Genomic DNA, 13,185 nt, shown 5'->3' on the forward strand with positions numbered 1-13,185 from the left:
GGCTCACAACTTCAGGTCGAGCAACCCATCACCCAGATCCTCGTCAGACAACGTCTGCTGGATCAGGGCCCGATGCGCCTGCTCGCTCCACAATTCGAACTTGTCGCCCATGCCGAGCAATACCGCCTTCTTCTCAATGCCCACCGCACCGCGGTGGCTGGCGGGGATGCTGATGCGACCGTTGCCGTCCAGTTCCAGATGGGCGGCCGAGCCGACCAGCTTCTGCTGCAACAGGCGCACGACGCGCTGGGTGTTGGGCTTGGACATCACATCGTCGCGGACCCGCTCCCATTCCGACTCTGCGTACAGCCACAGGCAGCCGGCTTCGAACGGGTTGTAGGTCAGCACGAGACGGTTGTTACTGGCGCGCGCGACGAGGTCGCGGTAAGCGGTGGGAACCGCCATGCGCCCCTTGTCGTCAACTGTGATGGCCGTCTCGCCCTGGAACACGACGCCTGCACCTTGTCCTTCGCCCGGTGAAACATTGAACCACGAAAACCCACAAAACACCCGGATTTCCCTCTGATGCCCACCTTAGCAGCGGGCCGAGGGTTGTCAACAACTTTTCAGCAGGGAAATCGCCAGCCGCATCAATGGCTTGCAACAACCTTTAGAGAATTGTTCAAGGCTTATCCACAAGTTGCTGATCCGTCTCAATTTTTGAGATTGAACGGAAGTTCAGGGGCGTGGACGGGGCGTGAAACATCGGCCGCGCATTCATCCCGGCCTGGCCGGAAACGGCGCCGTAATGCGCAAACGGTGCACAATGAGGCCATGTGCCTGCTTGCTCTTGGCTGGATGCACCACCCGCGCTGGCGGCTGGTGATGACCGGCAACCGTGATGAGTTCCACGCCCGCCCCACCGCGGCGCTGGCCCCCTGGCAGGATGAGACCTCCGTCATCGGGGGACGCGACCTGCGCTCCGGCGGTGGCTGGGCCGGGGTCGGCGCCTCGGGCCGGATGGCGGTGGTCACCAACGTCCGCGACCCGCTGGCGGCCCAGACCGGACCGTCGCGGGGCGCGCTGGTGGCCGACTTCCTGCGCGGCCGCGACCCGGCCGCCGTGCATATCGAGCGGCTGGCAACCGTGGCGGGTGCCTACGCCCCATTCAATCTGTTGCTGGCCGATGGCGACAGCCTGGAGTACCTGGGCAACCATCCCGCCGAACGGCAGACGCTTGGCCCGGGCGTCCACGGCATGTCCAACGGCGCGCTGGACGCGCCCTGGCCGAAGACCCGACGGCTGATGGCCGCGCTGTCGGCATGGCTGGAAGCAGACGGGGTCAGATCCCTTTCGCAGCGCGAAAGGGATCTGACCCCGAACCTGACCCCGCTCTGGAATGCGCTGGCCAACGAACACCGCCCTGCCGACAGCGACCTGCCCGACACCGGCATTGGCCTGGAACGCGAGCGCTGGTTGAGCCCGCCCTTCATCCGCGGCGACGACTACGGCACCCGCGCCAGCACCGTGCTGCTGATCGACGCCGACGGCCACGGCGAGATCCACGAACGCCGCTTCGGCCCGCAGGGTGCACCGAGCGGACAAAGCCACGTCATTTTCTGACCAGGCCGTCCCGGCCACTGGGCGGATTCTCTTGCCAGCGGGGTAGTGCCGGCCGCTGGCCGGCAACCTTTGGATGCTCGGATTCGCCATGAAGCTGCCGGCCAGCGGAGGGCACTACCCGCAGCTTGCTGTCGCGATCCACGTGACAGCCGTCGCCATCGCAGCGGGCCTGAAACGCCATTCAGCTTCCAGCCGCGACCACGATCCGTCCGCACCCCAGGGGTTTCAGCATCGCCGCCACCCGACTGTGCCCTTTTCGCAATCGGCACTGTGTCTATAAATGTCGCCCTCGACCTCCCAGGGTGGTCGCGCCCGGCACCGCGCCGCGCAAATCGACCGCAACCCCAAGGAGGCCCCATGCGCCGCATCCTCATCCTGCTCGCCACCCATCTGCTCACCCTCGGCCTGGGCTTCGGCCTGGGCGTCTATCTGCTGCCGATCCTGATCGCCCCCGATGACCCGCCGGTCGCCCAGGTACAGGCCGCAATGAAAGACGCCACCTACCGCACCACCTTCCGCCGCGACCTCAAAGGCAGCGATGCGGTGCACTGGGCCGAAGGCAAGGTCAGCGTCAGCGCCACCCAGGTCGCCTTCGACGGGAAGATGGGACCGGGCCCGGATTACAAGGTCTATCTGGTTCGCGATTTCGTCGACAACAAGGCCGACTTCCTGAAGATCAAGGCGCAGGCCCAGCGCATCGGCGAGGTAAAGACCTTCAACCGCTTCCTGGTCGAGGTGCCCGCGAACGTGGACGTGGACGACTACACCACGGTGGTGGTGTGGTGCGAGCGCTTCTCGCAGTTCATTTCCGCCGGGCAGTACCGCACGCCGGGCTGAACAACATCCCGAGCGTCTGGACGGAAAGCAGCCGAGCATGGCTCGGCTGTACTGTAGAGCCGAGCCGTGCTCGGCTTACCGGAAAAAGAGGCGGAGCCGGCCGATAAGCCGGGTTCTGTCGTGGACAGTCATTCCTCTAGGCGTTACGTCACCGCAACGCTCAAGCAACCTACCCGGATCCAACGCGGGCCGCGCCAAAGGATCCCTATTTGGTCTTGCTCCAGGTGGGGTTTGCCGTGCCGGTCTGTTGCCAGACTCGCGGTGCGCTCTTACCGCACCATTTCACCCTTACCGGCCTTCCGAAGAAGACGTAGGCGGTATCTTTCTGTTGCACTTTCCGTCGGCTTGCGCCGCCCAGGCGTTACCTGGCACCTTGCCCTATGGAGCCCGGACTTTCCTCGGCACCCCCGAAGGGATGACGCGACTGTCTGGCCGGCTCCGCCAGCGCGTATTCTAGCGTACGCACGCCCTTCCTGCCGTGCCGATCGCGGCGGCCGGTTCATCCACGCGTGGCGTGGCTCTAGCGGCCCTTCGCCCTCGCCATCACCACCGCCCGCGACTCCAGCACCACACCTACGATCAATTCCCGCACCTGCGGTTGCGAACCGTCCCATTCAATGCGGCGAACGCGCACGTCCACGCGATCGCCCGGCGCGTAGGCTTTCAACGCTTGGCCGACACCGAAGACGGTCTTCACTCGGGTACCCGCCACGGCCAGCACCTCATCCCCCTTGCGCAGGCCGGCGCGATGGGCCGGACCCTCGTCAGGCTCGGATTCGATCACGGTCGCGCCCCCCATCTGAACGCCGAGGACCGGGCGCAGCGCATCGCTACGCGAATCCCCTTCCCCGGCCTGCTCGCGCGCCAATTCGGTGGCGCCCAGCAGTGCATCGTCCAACCCCGCATCGAAATAGGGCGCGTTGTCCACGAATGCGGCGCATTGCCACGACGCGCGCTCGGGCACCGGCTCGCGCCTCGCACGCAGGGCCTGCCGCAGGTCGCGCCATTGCGCCGCGCTGACGTACCGCTGCTGGCTGTTCACCAACTGCTGGTAGGCCGCCTCGATCTGTGCGTGGTTGTCGGCCCCCACCTGCAGACATGCCTCGTAGCTCTCCAACGCGTCACGTGCCGCGCGGTAGGTCAGGTAATTGCCGTAATCGCGAACCGACTGCAGCCGATTGAACTCGACCAACCCCGGATCGAACAGCAGGTAGCCGACATAGTCCGGGCCCAGATCGGCTTCGGTAATGGCTGCAGGTGGCGGCGCTTCAGCTGCAGGAGCTGGCACATCGGCCAGTGCGAACAGCAGGAACAGTCCCTTTTCAAACATCTGTCTTTCCTCCCTGAAGGAAATTTGAGAGCTTCGCCCCTTAGCCCCCCGGAGTTCGGCCGCTGCCGTGTTCCAGCGTCCCAGTCTGTGAACGAGCCATGCAGGTCTGCACGCCTTTCAGGACTTTTCGCCCAGCTCCCGGCGAGGATCGTCGACCAACCGCTTTCTACTGCTACGGTCATACTCGGTCGGCGAGAACGGCATCGACGCACGCGCATAGATGGTGCCTTCCTCGCAGGTGCAGGTGGGCTCCGGCACCGCGCGCACTGCAATCAGGCGACTTAGCCATTCTTCTGACACATTGCAGAATGCGGCGAACACATCCTTTGGCAGGAAATGAGCCTGAAGGTAGGCTGTCAATGCCATCTCGAACACTTGCTCCCAAGTGGGGAATGAAGAGGCGTGTGCCGGAGCGTCTTCGCCCAGGACAGGCATTTGAAGACATCCCGAGCACCGGTCCTCACGCGTCAGAGGCCTCGGAAATGGGGTCACACTACGGACACCCTTCCGCATCGGGAGTATCCGCGCGGGCTCGACTGATCTCAATGTCGCCCTGCAGGACGTCCCGCAATACCCAAGGCTGCTGGGTTCGTACGATCATCAGTGGGTCGGTCATTGATGCTCATCACGACATTCCCTAGCCCCGGATTCGTCCCTCAGCCGCGCACGTGAGCACATTCACGCGCCAGAGATCGGCGACCCTCCGGCGGATCCGAACCGTTTTGCATTTCGCGCCGCGCGCTGCCCGGGCATGGCCCGGAGCGAGCGATCAACTGCCGTACAACGCCTTGCGCGGCGCACCGGTCAGTTCCGCGGCCAGCTTGGCGGCGGTCGACGGCGGCAGGTGCTCGCTCAGCTTCGCGTAGACGCGGCGGCCGTGTGCCAGCTGCGCTTCCTCGTCATCGCCGGCGCCCTGCACCATCACCACGAACTCGCCCTTGCGCTGGTTCTCGTCGGCCTCGACCCTGGCCAGCAGGCCGGCCAGGTCACCATCAAGGACGGTCTCGAACAGCTTGGTCAGCTCGCGGGCCAGAACCGCCGGGCGCTCGCCGCCGAAGATCGCCGCCATGTCGGCCAGCGACTCGGCGATACGGTGCGAGGATTCGTAGAACACCATCGTGCGCACTTCGCCGGCCAGCGCCTGCAGGCGGTCGCGGCGACCGCTGGCCTTGGCCGGCAGGAAACCTTCGAAGCTGAATCGATCGCTGGGCAGGCCGGCCACGCTCAGCGCGGCAATGGCGGCGCAGGCGCCGGGCACCGGGCTGACCTTGATGCCCGCCGCGCGCGCGGCACGCACCAGGCGGAAACCGGGGTCACTGACCAGCGGGGTACCGGCATCGCTGACCAGCGCCAGCGACTCGCCGGCCTGCAATCGCGAAACCAGGCGCTGCGCCAGGGCCTCTTCATTGTGTTCGTGCAGGGCCACCAGCGGCTGCTGGATGCCGAAATGGGACAGCAGCTGGCCGCTGCGGCGGGTGTCCTCGGCACAGATGGCCGCCACCGAACGCAGCACCTCCTGCGCGCGCGGGCTCAGATCGGCCAGGTTGCCGATCGGGGTGGCGACGACGTACAGGGTTGGCACACTCATTTCAGCGGTACTCACGGGGCAAGGGTAGAATCGTAGCGTGTACCCGGCCAAGGCCGCTGCCCTCATCGCATGGACCCGATCATGAACAAGCCCGCCGCACGGATCTCCGCCCTGTCGTTGTCGCTGATGCTGCTGGCCGGTTGTGCCACCACCAGCCTGACCAGCACCCCCGATTCGCCGGCCCAGAGCCAGGCGCTGGCGCTGATCGAACAGGGCAAGCCGCGCGATGCCGCGCTGCAGCTGGAAGGCCTGGCCTCCACCCTGCGCGGCGGCGCCCGCAGCAACGCACTGGCCGATGCGGCCTGGGCCTGGCACCTCGCCGGCGACAGTGCCCGCGCGCGCAGCGTGCTCGGCCAGCTCACCGCACGCCAGCTGTCCGGCGCCAGCCTGCAGCGCTACCAGCTGACCAGTGCCGAGCTGGCCCTGGCCGACAAGCAGCCGGCGCAGGCGCTGGCCCTGCTGAAGGACCACGGCGACAACGTGCTGCCGGCCCTGCGCACACGCTGGTACCTGGCCCGTGCCAGTGCCCTGCAGGGCACCGGCGATGCCTTCGGTGCCGCCACCGAACGGGCCCGCGCCCATTCCAGCCTGACCGGCAGCGCGCGCAGCGAGAACCAGGCCGCCATTGCCGGCCTGCTCGGCACCCTCGACAACGCCACCCTGCGCAGCCGTGCCGCCGCCCTGCCGGCCAACGACCCGCTCTACAACTTCGCCGGCCGTGCACTGATCGCGCGCGGCCTGCCGCTGCCGCGCCCGTTCGACCGCGATGGCGCGGCCCAGTTCGACACCAGCAAGCGCCCGCCGGCGATGAGCGACGGTTACCGCCCGCCGGCCAAGCTGGCCGTGCTGCTGCCGCTCAGCGGCCGCCTGGCCACTGCCGCACAGCCGGTGCGCGATGGCCTGTTGAGCGCCTACTACGGTGAAAGCCGGCGCCGCCCGGACATCAACTTCTTCGACACCGCCGGCACCCCGGCCGGTGCCCTGGCCGCCTATGACAAGGCCGTCGCCTCCGGTGCCGACTTCGTGGTCGGCCCGCTGGGCCGCGACGAAGTGGACGCGGTGTACGGCCGCCAGCAGCTGCAGGTGCCGGTGCTGGCCTTGAACCGCGGCAAGGACGCACCGCCGGCTGGCAGTGCCGGCTTCTCGCTGGCACCGGAAGACGATGGCATCGTCGCCGCCGAGTACCTGCGTGGCCGCGAGCGCGGCAAGGCGCTGGTGATCAACAGCGCTGACGACACCGGCCGCCGTGCCGCCGCCGCCTTTGCCCAGCGCTTCGCGCAGCGCGGTGGCCAGGTGGTGGCCACGATCGGCGTCACCGATGCCGTCGGCGATGTCGGCGCGCAGGTGCGCAACGCCGGCCAGGTCGATGCCGTGTTCCTCGCCGTGCGTGCGCCGCAGGCGCGCCTGCTGGCGCCGCAGCTGGCGCTGGCCGGTGCAGGCGGCGCGACCCGCGTCGGCACCTCGCAGCTGACCGTTGGCAGCGGCAAGGTGGAAGAAGACGTGGCGCTGGACGGCATTGTCTACCCGAACGAAGCCTGGAACGTGCGCAGCGTGTCCGGCCTGCCGTCGGCCAGCCAGGTGGCCAGCACCCTGCCGAGCGCACGCGGTGCGGCCGGCCGCCTGTTCGCCTTCGGTGCCGACGCCTGGAAGATCACCGCCTACCTGGACAAGCTGTCCAACGAAGGCGGCCTGGACGGTGCCACCGGCACCCTGTTCCTGGACAGCAACGGCAACATCCTGCGCCAGCCGGCCTGGTCGACCTTCAATGGCGGCCGGCCGATGCCGATCGTCGGTGGTCGCTGAACGCAGCCAACGGGGCTCGGCGGTGGAAGCCGCCGCCGAGCAGCATCTGCAACAGGCCGGACTGCAGCCGCGTGCGCGCAATGTGCGCTATCGCGGCGGTGAACTGGACCTGGTGATGGACGATGCCGGCACCGTGGTGTTCGTGGAAGTGCGTTACCGCGCGCGATCCGATTTCGGTGGCGGCGCCGCGTCAGTGGATGCGCGCAAGTGCCGGCGCCTGGCCCATGCCGCGCAACTGTACCTGCAGGACAACCCGGCGCTGGCCAATGCACCCTGCCGCTTCGATGTGGTGGAAGCCACCGGCGAACCGCCGCAGCTGCACTGGCTGCGGGATGCGTTCCGATTGGATGACTGCTGATGGCTACTCTTTGCCGGCCAGCGGCCGGCACTACCCGTCGGACCTGCAGCCGGCCCTCGGCCGGTACGACCATGGCGCGTGACTGATGCCGTCGATCATCACCCATGCCGCTGTGCCGCTGGCGCTGTGGTGCGCCGCGGATCGTGGCCGCATCCCACCGCGCCTGCTGGCCGCCGGCGTGATCGCCGCCATGCTGCCCGATGCCGATGTACTGGCCTTTGCGCTGCATATTCCCTACGCCGATGCGTTCGGCCATCGTGGCGCCAGTCATTCACTGCTGTTTGCCGGCGTGCTGGCAGCATTGGCTGCGGTGTTGGCGTTCTTTGGTAGTCGCCGACCTTGGTCGGCGGGTGTGTGCCAACCAAGGTTGGCATCTACCGTGCAAGCGGCGGTATTTGTCTTCGTCTGCGCCGCCAGCCATCCGCTGCTGGATGCGATGACCTCCGGTGGCCTGGGCGTTGCGCTGGCCTGGCCGTGGAGCGAACACCGCTTCTTCGCGCCGTGGCGCCCCATCCGCGTGTCACCGTTCGCGCCACAGTTCTTCAGCGCACGCGGCGTGGCTACCCTGCTCTCCGAACTGCGCTGGGTGTGGCTGCCACTGGCCGGCGCCGTTGTCGCCTGGAAACTGATCCAACCCGCTCCTGCTGCCCCACGAGATCCGTCATGAGTCCTGCCCTGCCCACCGCATTGGTTACTGAACTGTCCACCCTGCTGGGCGCGGAGGGCTGGCGCATGGATGACGGCGCGCTGGAGGCCAACGCACAGGACAACTCATGGCGCCATCAGCGGCCGGCTGCAGTGGCGTTTCCGGCGGACATCGAGCAGGTGCAGGCGCTGGTGCGTGCATGCCGCGTGCATGGCGTGGCGCTGGTCGCGCGCGGTGCCGGCACCGGTACCACCGGTGCCGCGGTCCCGCAGCCGGGCAGCATCGTACTCTCGTTCACCCGCATGGACCGCATCGTCGAGATCCGCGCCGGTGATCGCTGCGCGGTCGTGCAGCCGGGCGTGTTGAACGGCACGCTGCAGCAGGCGCTGGCGTCGCACAGCCTGTTCTGGGCGCCGGACCCGTCCAGCGCCGAAATCTGCAGCATCGGCGGCAACCTGGCCTGCAATGCGGGCGGCCCGCGCGCGGTGAAGTACGGCACCAGCCGCGACAACGTGCTGGGCCTGGTGGCGGTGACCGGAACCGGCGACGTGATCCGTTGCGGTGGCGCCTACACCAAGGATGCCACCGGCTACGACCTCACCCACCTGCTGGTAGGCAGCGAAGGCACGCTGGCACTGATCGTGGAAGCCACGCTGAAACTGACCCCGCTGCCGGTCAGCCAGGCCGGCCTGCGCGTGCTGTACCGCGATGCCGATGCTGCTGCGGCCGCCGTGTCGCGGTTGATGTCGCAGCCGGTGGTACCCACCCGCCTGGAATTCATGGATGCGCGCAGCCTGGAACTGCTGCGGCTGAATGGTGCCGATGTGCCGGAAGCAGGGGCGATGCTGCTGGTCGAGGCCGATGGTGACCACGACACCCTGCCCTATCTGTTGCAGGCATTGGCCAGCGCCGCCGAAGGCGACGGCATGATCGAGCTGGACGTGGCGATGGAAGGCCGCGCGCGCGACCAGCTGTGGGCGGCGCGCAAGGCGCTGTCGCCTGCGCTGCGCAGCGTCGCGCCGGGCAAGATCAATGAAGACGTGGTGGTTCCGGTGTCGCGCATTCCGGAACTGGTGGCCGGCGTGCAGGCCCTGGCACGGGACTACGCGCTCACCATCGTCACCTTCGGCCACGCCGGCAACGGCAACCTGCACGTCAACATCCTCTATCACCCGGAGGATGCAGATGAAAACACGCGCGCGCATGCCGCGCTGCCGAAGATCTTCGAGCTGACGCTGGCACTGGGTGGCACGTTGTCGGGCGAACACGGCATCGGCCTGGCCAAGCGCGATTTCATGGCACGGGCGTTCACACCGGCTACGCTGGCGACGATGCGCGCGATCAAAGCCGCGCTTGACCCGGACGGTATCCTCAACCCGGGCAAGGTACTGCCGCCGGCATAGACCGCGCACACTCCTTCGCACTCCTGTAGAGCCGAGCCCATGCTCGGCTGCGCTTCGACCAGATCGCGATGAAGCCCGCACCGCGTGGCAAGCCGAGCGTGAGCTCGGTTCTACACCGGCGTGTCGCCTGCAATATCGATCAGGGTCTGCCGGAAACTGGGCAACAGCACGCGGTTGCCATGCCCGCTCAGGTGGTCGTTGTCGAAGAACAGCGGCTCCCCGTCTTCCACCGCCGAACAGGTTGTTGGCCCGCACAGCAGCGGCAGCGGATCCCACACCGTGAGCGATGGATAGCGCGCTGCCAGCTCGGCCAGCAACGCCATCTGCGGCGCACGCAGCCTCTCCAGATCATCGCGCGGCATGCTCAGGCCACCGGCACAGGCCGGGTTGCGGCGGTTGAACCAGTCCGAACAGCGGTACGCACCGGCCTTGAACAACGGCAGCGGTGCATCCAGAACCACTTGCACGCCCAGCTTCTGCAGACGTCCAAGAACATGATCAGCCTCATCACGCGCGGCCTGCGCATCGGTCGGGGTGCGCTCGGCGAGCAGTTGACGGTAGATTTCCTGCGCATCCTGACGCTGCCAGTCGAATCCACGCAGCTCCGGCATGCGCAAGGCCGCCAGCAGCACGATGTCACCCGGGCGTGCCTCGCGCTCGATGGTCGACAGCGTGTGCTCAATGAAGTCCTGGCAATCGGCTGGACTGGCCCGCAGCAGATTGACGAAGCTGCAGCCGCCGCGATCCTGCTGGCGCACCTCCATGCCGGTCTGGCGCGCGACCATGCTGGTCATGGTGCGATACGCCGCCGCGTGCGAATCGCCGGACACGAACAGGCGCCGCCCTTCAAGCGCCGGCGCACTCACCGGCTCCAATGGGCGCCACGCGGGGTAGCGACGCGCCTGCCATGCATAGCCGTCGCGGGTCACGCTCAGCGAGACCTGCTCGTGGTACTCCACGGTGGCCCACGCACCCGCACCACACAGCGCCACCACCGGCAACGCCATCGCCAGCACCTTGGCCGGTGCCAGGCGCAGCAGCGGCAACGCACTGCGCAGCGGACGCTCGATGAAGTGATACGACACAGCCGATAGCGCCAGCAGCAGTACCAGATACAGCCACAGCGCGGCGCCGTGCAGGCCGTAGGTCCAGCGCAGCAGCACCAGCAGCGGCCAATGCCACAGGTACAGCGAATAGGACAGGCGCCCCAGGTAGGCGAGCGGTGCGCAGCCCAGCGCGCGGGCGAGGCGTGATGTCCCCGGCATCGACACGCTTGCCAACAGCAGCAGGGTACCGGCCACGGTGGCCAGCACGCCGGGAACCGGCATCGCCAGCTGCGGTGCGATCACCACGCCTGCACCCAGCAGTGCCAGACCGACCACTGCAACCGCATCACCGTTCTGGCCCGGCGTGCGCGTGCGCATCCACTGGTACAGCAGCGCGCCCGCAGCCAGCTCCCAGAACCGCGCCGGCAGCAGGTAGAACGCTGCCGCCGGTGCCGTCTGCGCCTGCCAGCCCGCCCACGCCAGCGACAGCACGGTGAGCCCCGGCAACAGCCAACGCGACCACGGCCAGCGCTCACGCCCGCGCAGCCAGACGAAGAACAGCAGCGGGAAGACCAGGTAGAACTGCTCCTCCACCCCCAGCGTCCACGTGTGCAGGAACGGGTTCAGTTCCGCGCCGGGTGAGAAGTAATCGTCCTGCTGGCCAGCCAGCACGATGTTGCTGAAGCCGACCAGCGCGGCCCAGCCGGTCTGGTCGAACTGCTCATTGCGCCACGCGCGGGGAATGAACAGCGCAGACAGTATGAAAGTGGTCACCAGCATCACCAGCAGCGCCGGCAACAGGCGCAGCACACGGCGCCGGTAGAAATCGAGCAGCATCGCGCCCAGCGACGCATGGGCGCGCGAAGCCAACGACTGGCTGATCACGAAGCCGGACACCACGAAGAACAGATCCACACCGGTGAAGCCACCGGGCAACCATGCCGCGTTGGCATGGAACAGGATGACGGCCAGCACCGCCAATGCACGAAGGCCATCAATGGCAGCGTTGTGGGAACGTTCGGGAGACGACATGCAGGTGACCAGCAGCAAGTGATCCGGCAGCATCGCCATCGATGGCGCAGTCATTCAATGGACAGTCGCGACAGCGCAGGCGTGTGTTTAGGCCCGATGCAGCCGATGGCCACTGTAGGGCCGAGCCATGCTCGGCCGCTTTTCGATCAGATTGCGATGATCCGAGCGTGGGCTCTACAGGACTGTCGCGATTGCCATGCCGAGGCGCGCGCCACGCGTCTGCACCTTCTTTGAACTTTCAAATCTTTCTCATTGGCAGTGCTGGCGCTTCCCGCAAATGATGTGGCGCCACCGACAACGGGTGGCACGGGCTTCCAATCCCGTTTGGTTAATGTCGTTTACGCTTGCCTGCCGGCGTCGCCCTTTCCTTGTTGGGTGGCGTCGGCAGGCAATCTGTCCGCGCACCTATGGCGGGCGGTGCGTGGGGGCCTCGTGCCCGCCGGCGTTTGACGACGTTAGCCACCGGTATTGGAACCACGCACCGTCCGCCACCCTGGCTGTTAAGCGGGGTGGCCCCTTGCCGCTTGTAAAAGGACGCCGCCATGACCACTTCCCCCTACCCGCACCTGTCCGCCACCCTGGGCGAGGCCGCCACGCGCCTGCCCGATGACCTGGCCCGCACGCTGGAAGACACCTTCGTTGCGCTGCAGAGCGGCAACAGTGCCGGGGCCATCACCCTGCAAGCCTGCCTGCAGTACATCCGCCAGGGCGATGCCGCCGATGGCCAGCCGTGGCCCGGCAAGAACCGTTCACCCGGCCAGCGCCTGGCGTTGGCGCGCATCGACCGCGCCAATGCGGGGCTGAGTTTCCTGCTGGAGCTGCTGCACGCCACCGAACGCGTCCGCGTGGACGGGGATATTGATCAGCAGATAGGCGATGGCGCGCGCGAGGGCCTGCTGCTGGCCTGCCGTGGACTGGCCGAGTATGTGGATGTGCAGCTGCGGGCGGCTTAGTGGCTTCTGTAGGGCCGAGCCCATGCTCGGCTTGCCTGGAGCCTGATCGAAGAGCAGCCGAGCATAGGCTCGGCTCTACAGAGCCGTACCGGTTTTCAGTCGTAGGCGGCGGTGACCACGATCTCGGTGGAGATATTGCCGGCGTTGATACCACTGGTGTTGGGAATGAAGTAACCCGCGCGCAGTGGATAGGACGCCGTCGCGCCAGAGACAGCCACCGGAATATCAGTGTCGCCCTTCTTCAGGTAGGTATTGCCGGTCGCGCCGGCCAGCAGCGCGACCGTCACACCCGTTGCTGGCGTGGTGGCGGCAGTGTTCTTCCAGCGCTCCGGGTCGCCGTCGGCGGCTGTGCCATCGAAGGACAGGCGCGCGCGGCTGACGCCCACGCAGCCAGTGAAGTTCAGTGCACCGGTCTTCACGCTGCTGGCGGCACCTGGCGTCATTTCATCGGCCTTCACCGGGTCCAGCGCGATCGCCGGGGCCGCCAGCGTGCAGGTACCCGGCAGCACACGGCCGCTGATGGTGAGAGTGGCCTGGGCATGCGCGGCTGAAGCCATCAGGCACAGCATCGGCACTGCAATCAGCTGAAATCGGGTAGGGAACATGGAGTTGCTCCTGCAGGTTGA

Annotated in this window: 13 protein-coding genes and 1 other RNA gene; 7 read left to right on the plus strand and 7 right to left on the minus strand. The window is 67.2% G+C overall.

Annotated elements, in window-relative coordinates; all coding sequences use genetic code 11:
- Window positions 1–3: 3 nt before the first annotated feature.
- Entirely contained in the window at window positions 4–450 is a 447-nt protein-coding gene (gene mraZ / locus AC5P7S_RS08060; RefSeq protein ID WP_004143635.1) for a division/cell wall cluster transcriptional repressor MraZ, read from the minus strand.
- Between the two features lie 324 nt (window positions 451–774).
- On the opposite strand from mraZ, the gene AC5P7S_RS08065 reads away from it, so the two are divergent.
- On the plus strand, window positions 775–1,563 hold the full coding sequence (locus tag AC5P7S_RS08065) for an NRDE family protein (RefSeq protein WP_095378054.1): 789 nt from the start codon (window positions 775–777) through the stop codon (window positions 1,561–1,563).
- Between the two features lie 357 nt (window positions 1,564–1,920).
- The gene (locus AC5P7S_RS08070) at window positions 1,921–2,400 is read left to right on the plus strand and encodes a DM13 domain-containing protein (protein WP_005415283.1); all 480 of its coding nucleotides are present in this window, start codon (window positions 1,921–1,923) and stop codon (window positions 2,398–2,400) included.
- 88 nt (window positions 2,401–2,488) lie between these two features.
- Here AC5P7S_RS08070 and rnpB read toward each other — a convergent pair.
- The 4 genes from rnpB to rsmI all read right to left on the minus strand — a co-directional run bounded on the left by rnpB (window position 2,489) and on the right by rsmI (window position 5,318).
- Window positions 2,489–2,840, minus strand: an RNA gene (rnpB, locus tag AC5P7S_RS08075) — RNase P RNA component class A.
- A gap of 80 nt (window positions 2,841–2,920) precedes the next feature.
- On the minus strand, window positions 2,921–3,730 hold the full coding sequence (locus tag AC5P7S_RS08080) for a PDZ domain-containing protein (protein ID WP_005415282.1): 810 nt from the start codon (window positions 3,728–3,730) through the stop codon (window positions 2,921–2,923).
- Window positions 3,731–3,847: 117 nt separating this feature from the next.
- On the minus strand, window positions 3,848–4,165 hold the full coding sequence (locus AC5P7S_RS08085; protein ID WP_095378055.1) for a hypothetical protein: 318 nt from the start codon (window positions 4,163–4,165) through the stop codon (window positions 3,848–3,850).
- Window positions 4,166–4,499: 334 nt separating this feature from the next.
- Window positions 4,500–5,318 carry a 16S rRNA (cytidine(1402)-2'-O)-methyltransferase gene (rsmI, locus tag AC5P7S_RS08090; RefSeq protein ID WP_061478399.1) on the minus strand — a complete coding sequence of 273 codons (819 nt, stop codon included), beginning with the start codon at window positions 5,316–5,318 and terminating at the stop codon, window positions 4,500–4,502.
- Window positions 5,319–5,399: 81 nt separating this feature from the next.
- Here rsmI and AC5P7S_RS08095 point away from each other — a divergent pair, with 81 nt between their 5' ends.
- The 4 genes from AC5P7S_RS08095 (at window position 5,400) to AC5P7S_RS08110 (ending at window position 9,528) form a co-directional block, all read left to right on the plus strand.
- Window positions 5,400–7,121, plus strand: coding sequence for a penicillin-binding protein activator (locus AC5P7S_RS08095; RefSeq protein ID WP_095378093.1), 1,722 nt, complete (start codon window positions 5,400–5,402; stop codon window positions 7,119–7,121).
- On the plus strand, window positions 7,111–7,479 hold the full coding sequence (locus AC5P7S_RS08100; protein WP_170944933.1) for a YraN family protein: 369 nt from the start codon (window positions 7,111–7,113) through the stop codon (window positions 7,477–7,479). Before AC5P7S_RS08095 ends, AC5P7S_RS08100 begins: the two co-directional genes overlap by 11 nt.
- Before the next feature lie 85 nt (window positions 7,480–7,564).
- Complete coding sequence (locus tag AC5P7S_RS08105) at window positions 7,565–8,146, plus strand: metal-dependent hydrolase (protein WP_053498116.1); 582 nt, start codon at window positions 7,565–7,567, stop codon at window positions 8,144–8,146.
- Entirely contained in the window at window positions 8,143–9,528 is a 1,386-nt protein-coding gene (locus AC5P7S_RS08110) for an FAD-binding oxidoreductase (RefSeq protein WP_095378056.1), read from the plus strand. The genes AC5P7S_RS08105 and AC5P7S_RS08110 overlap by 4 nt, the downstream gene beginning before the upstream one ends.
- 110 nt (window positions 9,529–9,638) lie before the next feature.
- Here AC5P7S_RS08110 and AC5P7S_RS08115 read toward each other — a convergent pair whose 3' ends face one another.
- On the minus strand, window positions 9,639–11,660 hold the full coding sequence (locus AC5P7S_RS08115) for an acyltransferase family protein (protein WP_095378057.1): 2,022 nt from the start codon (window positions 11,658–11,660) through the stop codon (window positions 9,639–9,641).
- Window positions 11,661–12,148: 488 nt separating this feature from the next.
- Between AC5P7S_RS08115 and AC5P7S_RS08120 the strand changes: the two genes are divergently transcribed.
- Window positions 12,149–12,559, plus strand: coding sequence for a hypothetical protein (locus AC5P7S_RS08120; protein WP_095378058.1), 411 nt, complete (start codon window positions 12,149–12,151; stop codon window positions 12,557–12,559).
- Window positions 12,560–12,654: 95 nt separating this feature from the next.
- Here AC5P7S_RS08120 and AC5P7S_RS08125 read toward each other — a convergent pair whose 3' ends face one another.
- Window positions 12,655–13,164 (minus strand): fimbrial protein, encoded by a 510-nt coding sequence (locus AC5P7S_RS08125; RefSeq protein ID WP_242441359.1) that lies wholly within the window; start codon window positions 13,162–13,164, stop codon window positions 12,655–12,657.
- Between the last annotated feature and the right edge of the window lie 21 nt (window positions 13,165–13,185).

This window comes from Stenotrophomonas sp. YJH_SMC_32 (assembly GCF_059369975.1).

What these genes read in the sequence shown, in the direction of transcription:
- AC5P7S_RS08105 (WP_053498116.1), top strand. Translation starts at nt 7,565, where the DNA reads ATGCCGTCGATCATCACCCATGCCGCTGTGCCGCTGGCGCTGTGGTGC.
- AC5P7S_RS08085 (WP_095378055.1), bottom strand. Translation starts at nt 4,165, where the DNA reads ATGCCTGTCCTGGGCGAAGACGCTCCGGCACACGCCTCTTCATTCCCC.
- AC5P7S_RS08070 (WP_005415283.1), top strand. Translation starts at nt 1,921, where the DNA reads ATGCGCCGCATCCTCATCCTGCTCGCCACCCATCTGCTCACCCTCGGC.
- AC5P7S_RS08095 (WP_095378093.1), top strand. Translation starts at nt 5,400, where the DNA reads ATGAACAAGCCCGCCGCACGGATCTCCGCCCTGTCGTTGTCGCTGATG.
- rsmI (WP_061478399.1), bottom strand. Translation starts at nt 5,318, where the DNA reads ATGAGTGTGCCAACCCTGTACGTCGTCGCCACCCCGATCGGCAACCTG.
- AC5P7S_RS08065 (WP_095378054.1), top strand. Translation starts at nt 775, where the DNA reads ATGTGCCTGCTTGCTCTTGGCTGGATGCACCACCCGCGCTGGCGGCTG.
- AC5P7S_RS08120 (WP_095378058.1), top strand. Translation starts at nt 12,149, where the DNA reads ATGACCACTTCCCCCTACCCGCACCTGTCCGCCACCCTGGGCGAGGCC.
- AC5P7S_RS08125 (WP_242441359.1), bottom strand. Translation starts at nt 13,164, where the DNA reads ATGTTCCCTACCCGATTTCAGCTGATTGCAGTGCCGATGCTGTGCCTG.
- AC5P7S_RS08080 (WP_005415282.1), bottom strand. Translation starts at nt 3,730, where the DNA reads ATGTTTGAAAAGGGACTGTTCCTGCTGTTCGCACTGGCCGATGTGCCA.
- AC5P7S_RS08110 (WP_095378056.1), top strand. Translation starts at nt 8,143, where the DNA reads ATGAGTCCTGCCCTGCCCACCGCATTGGTTACTGAACTGTCCACCCTG.
- AC5P7S_RS08115 (WP_095378057.1), bottom strand. Translation starts at nt 11,660, where the DNA reads ATGACTGCGCCATCGATGGCGATGCTGCCGGATCACTTGCTGCTGGTC.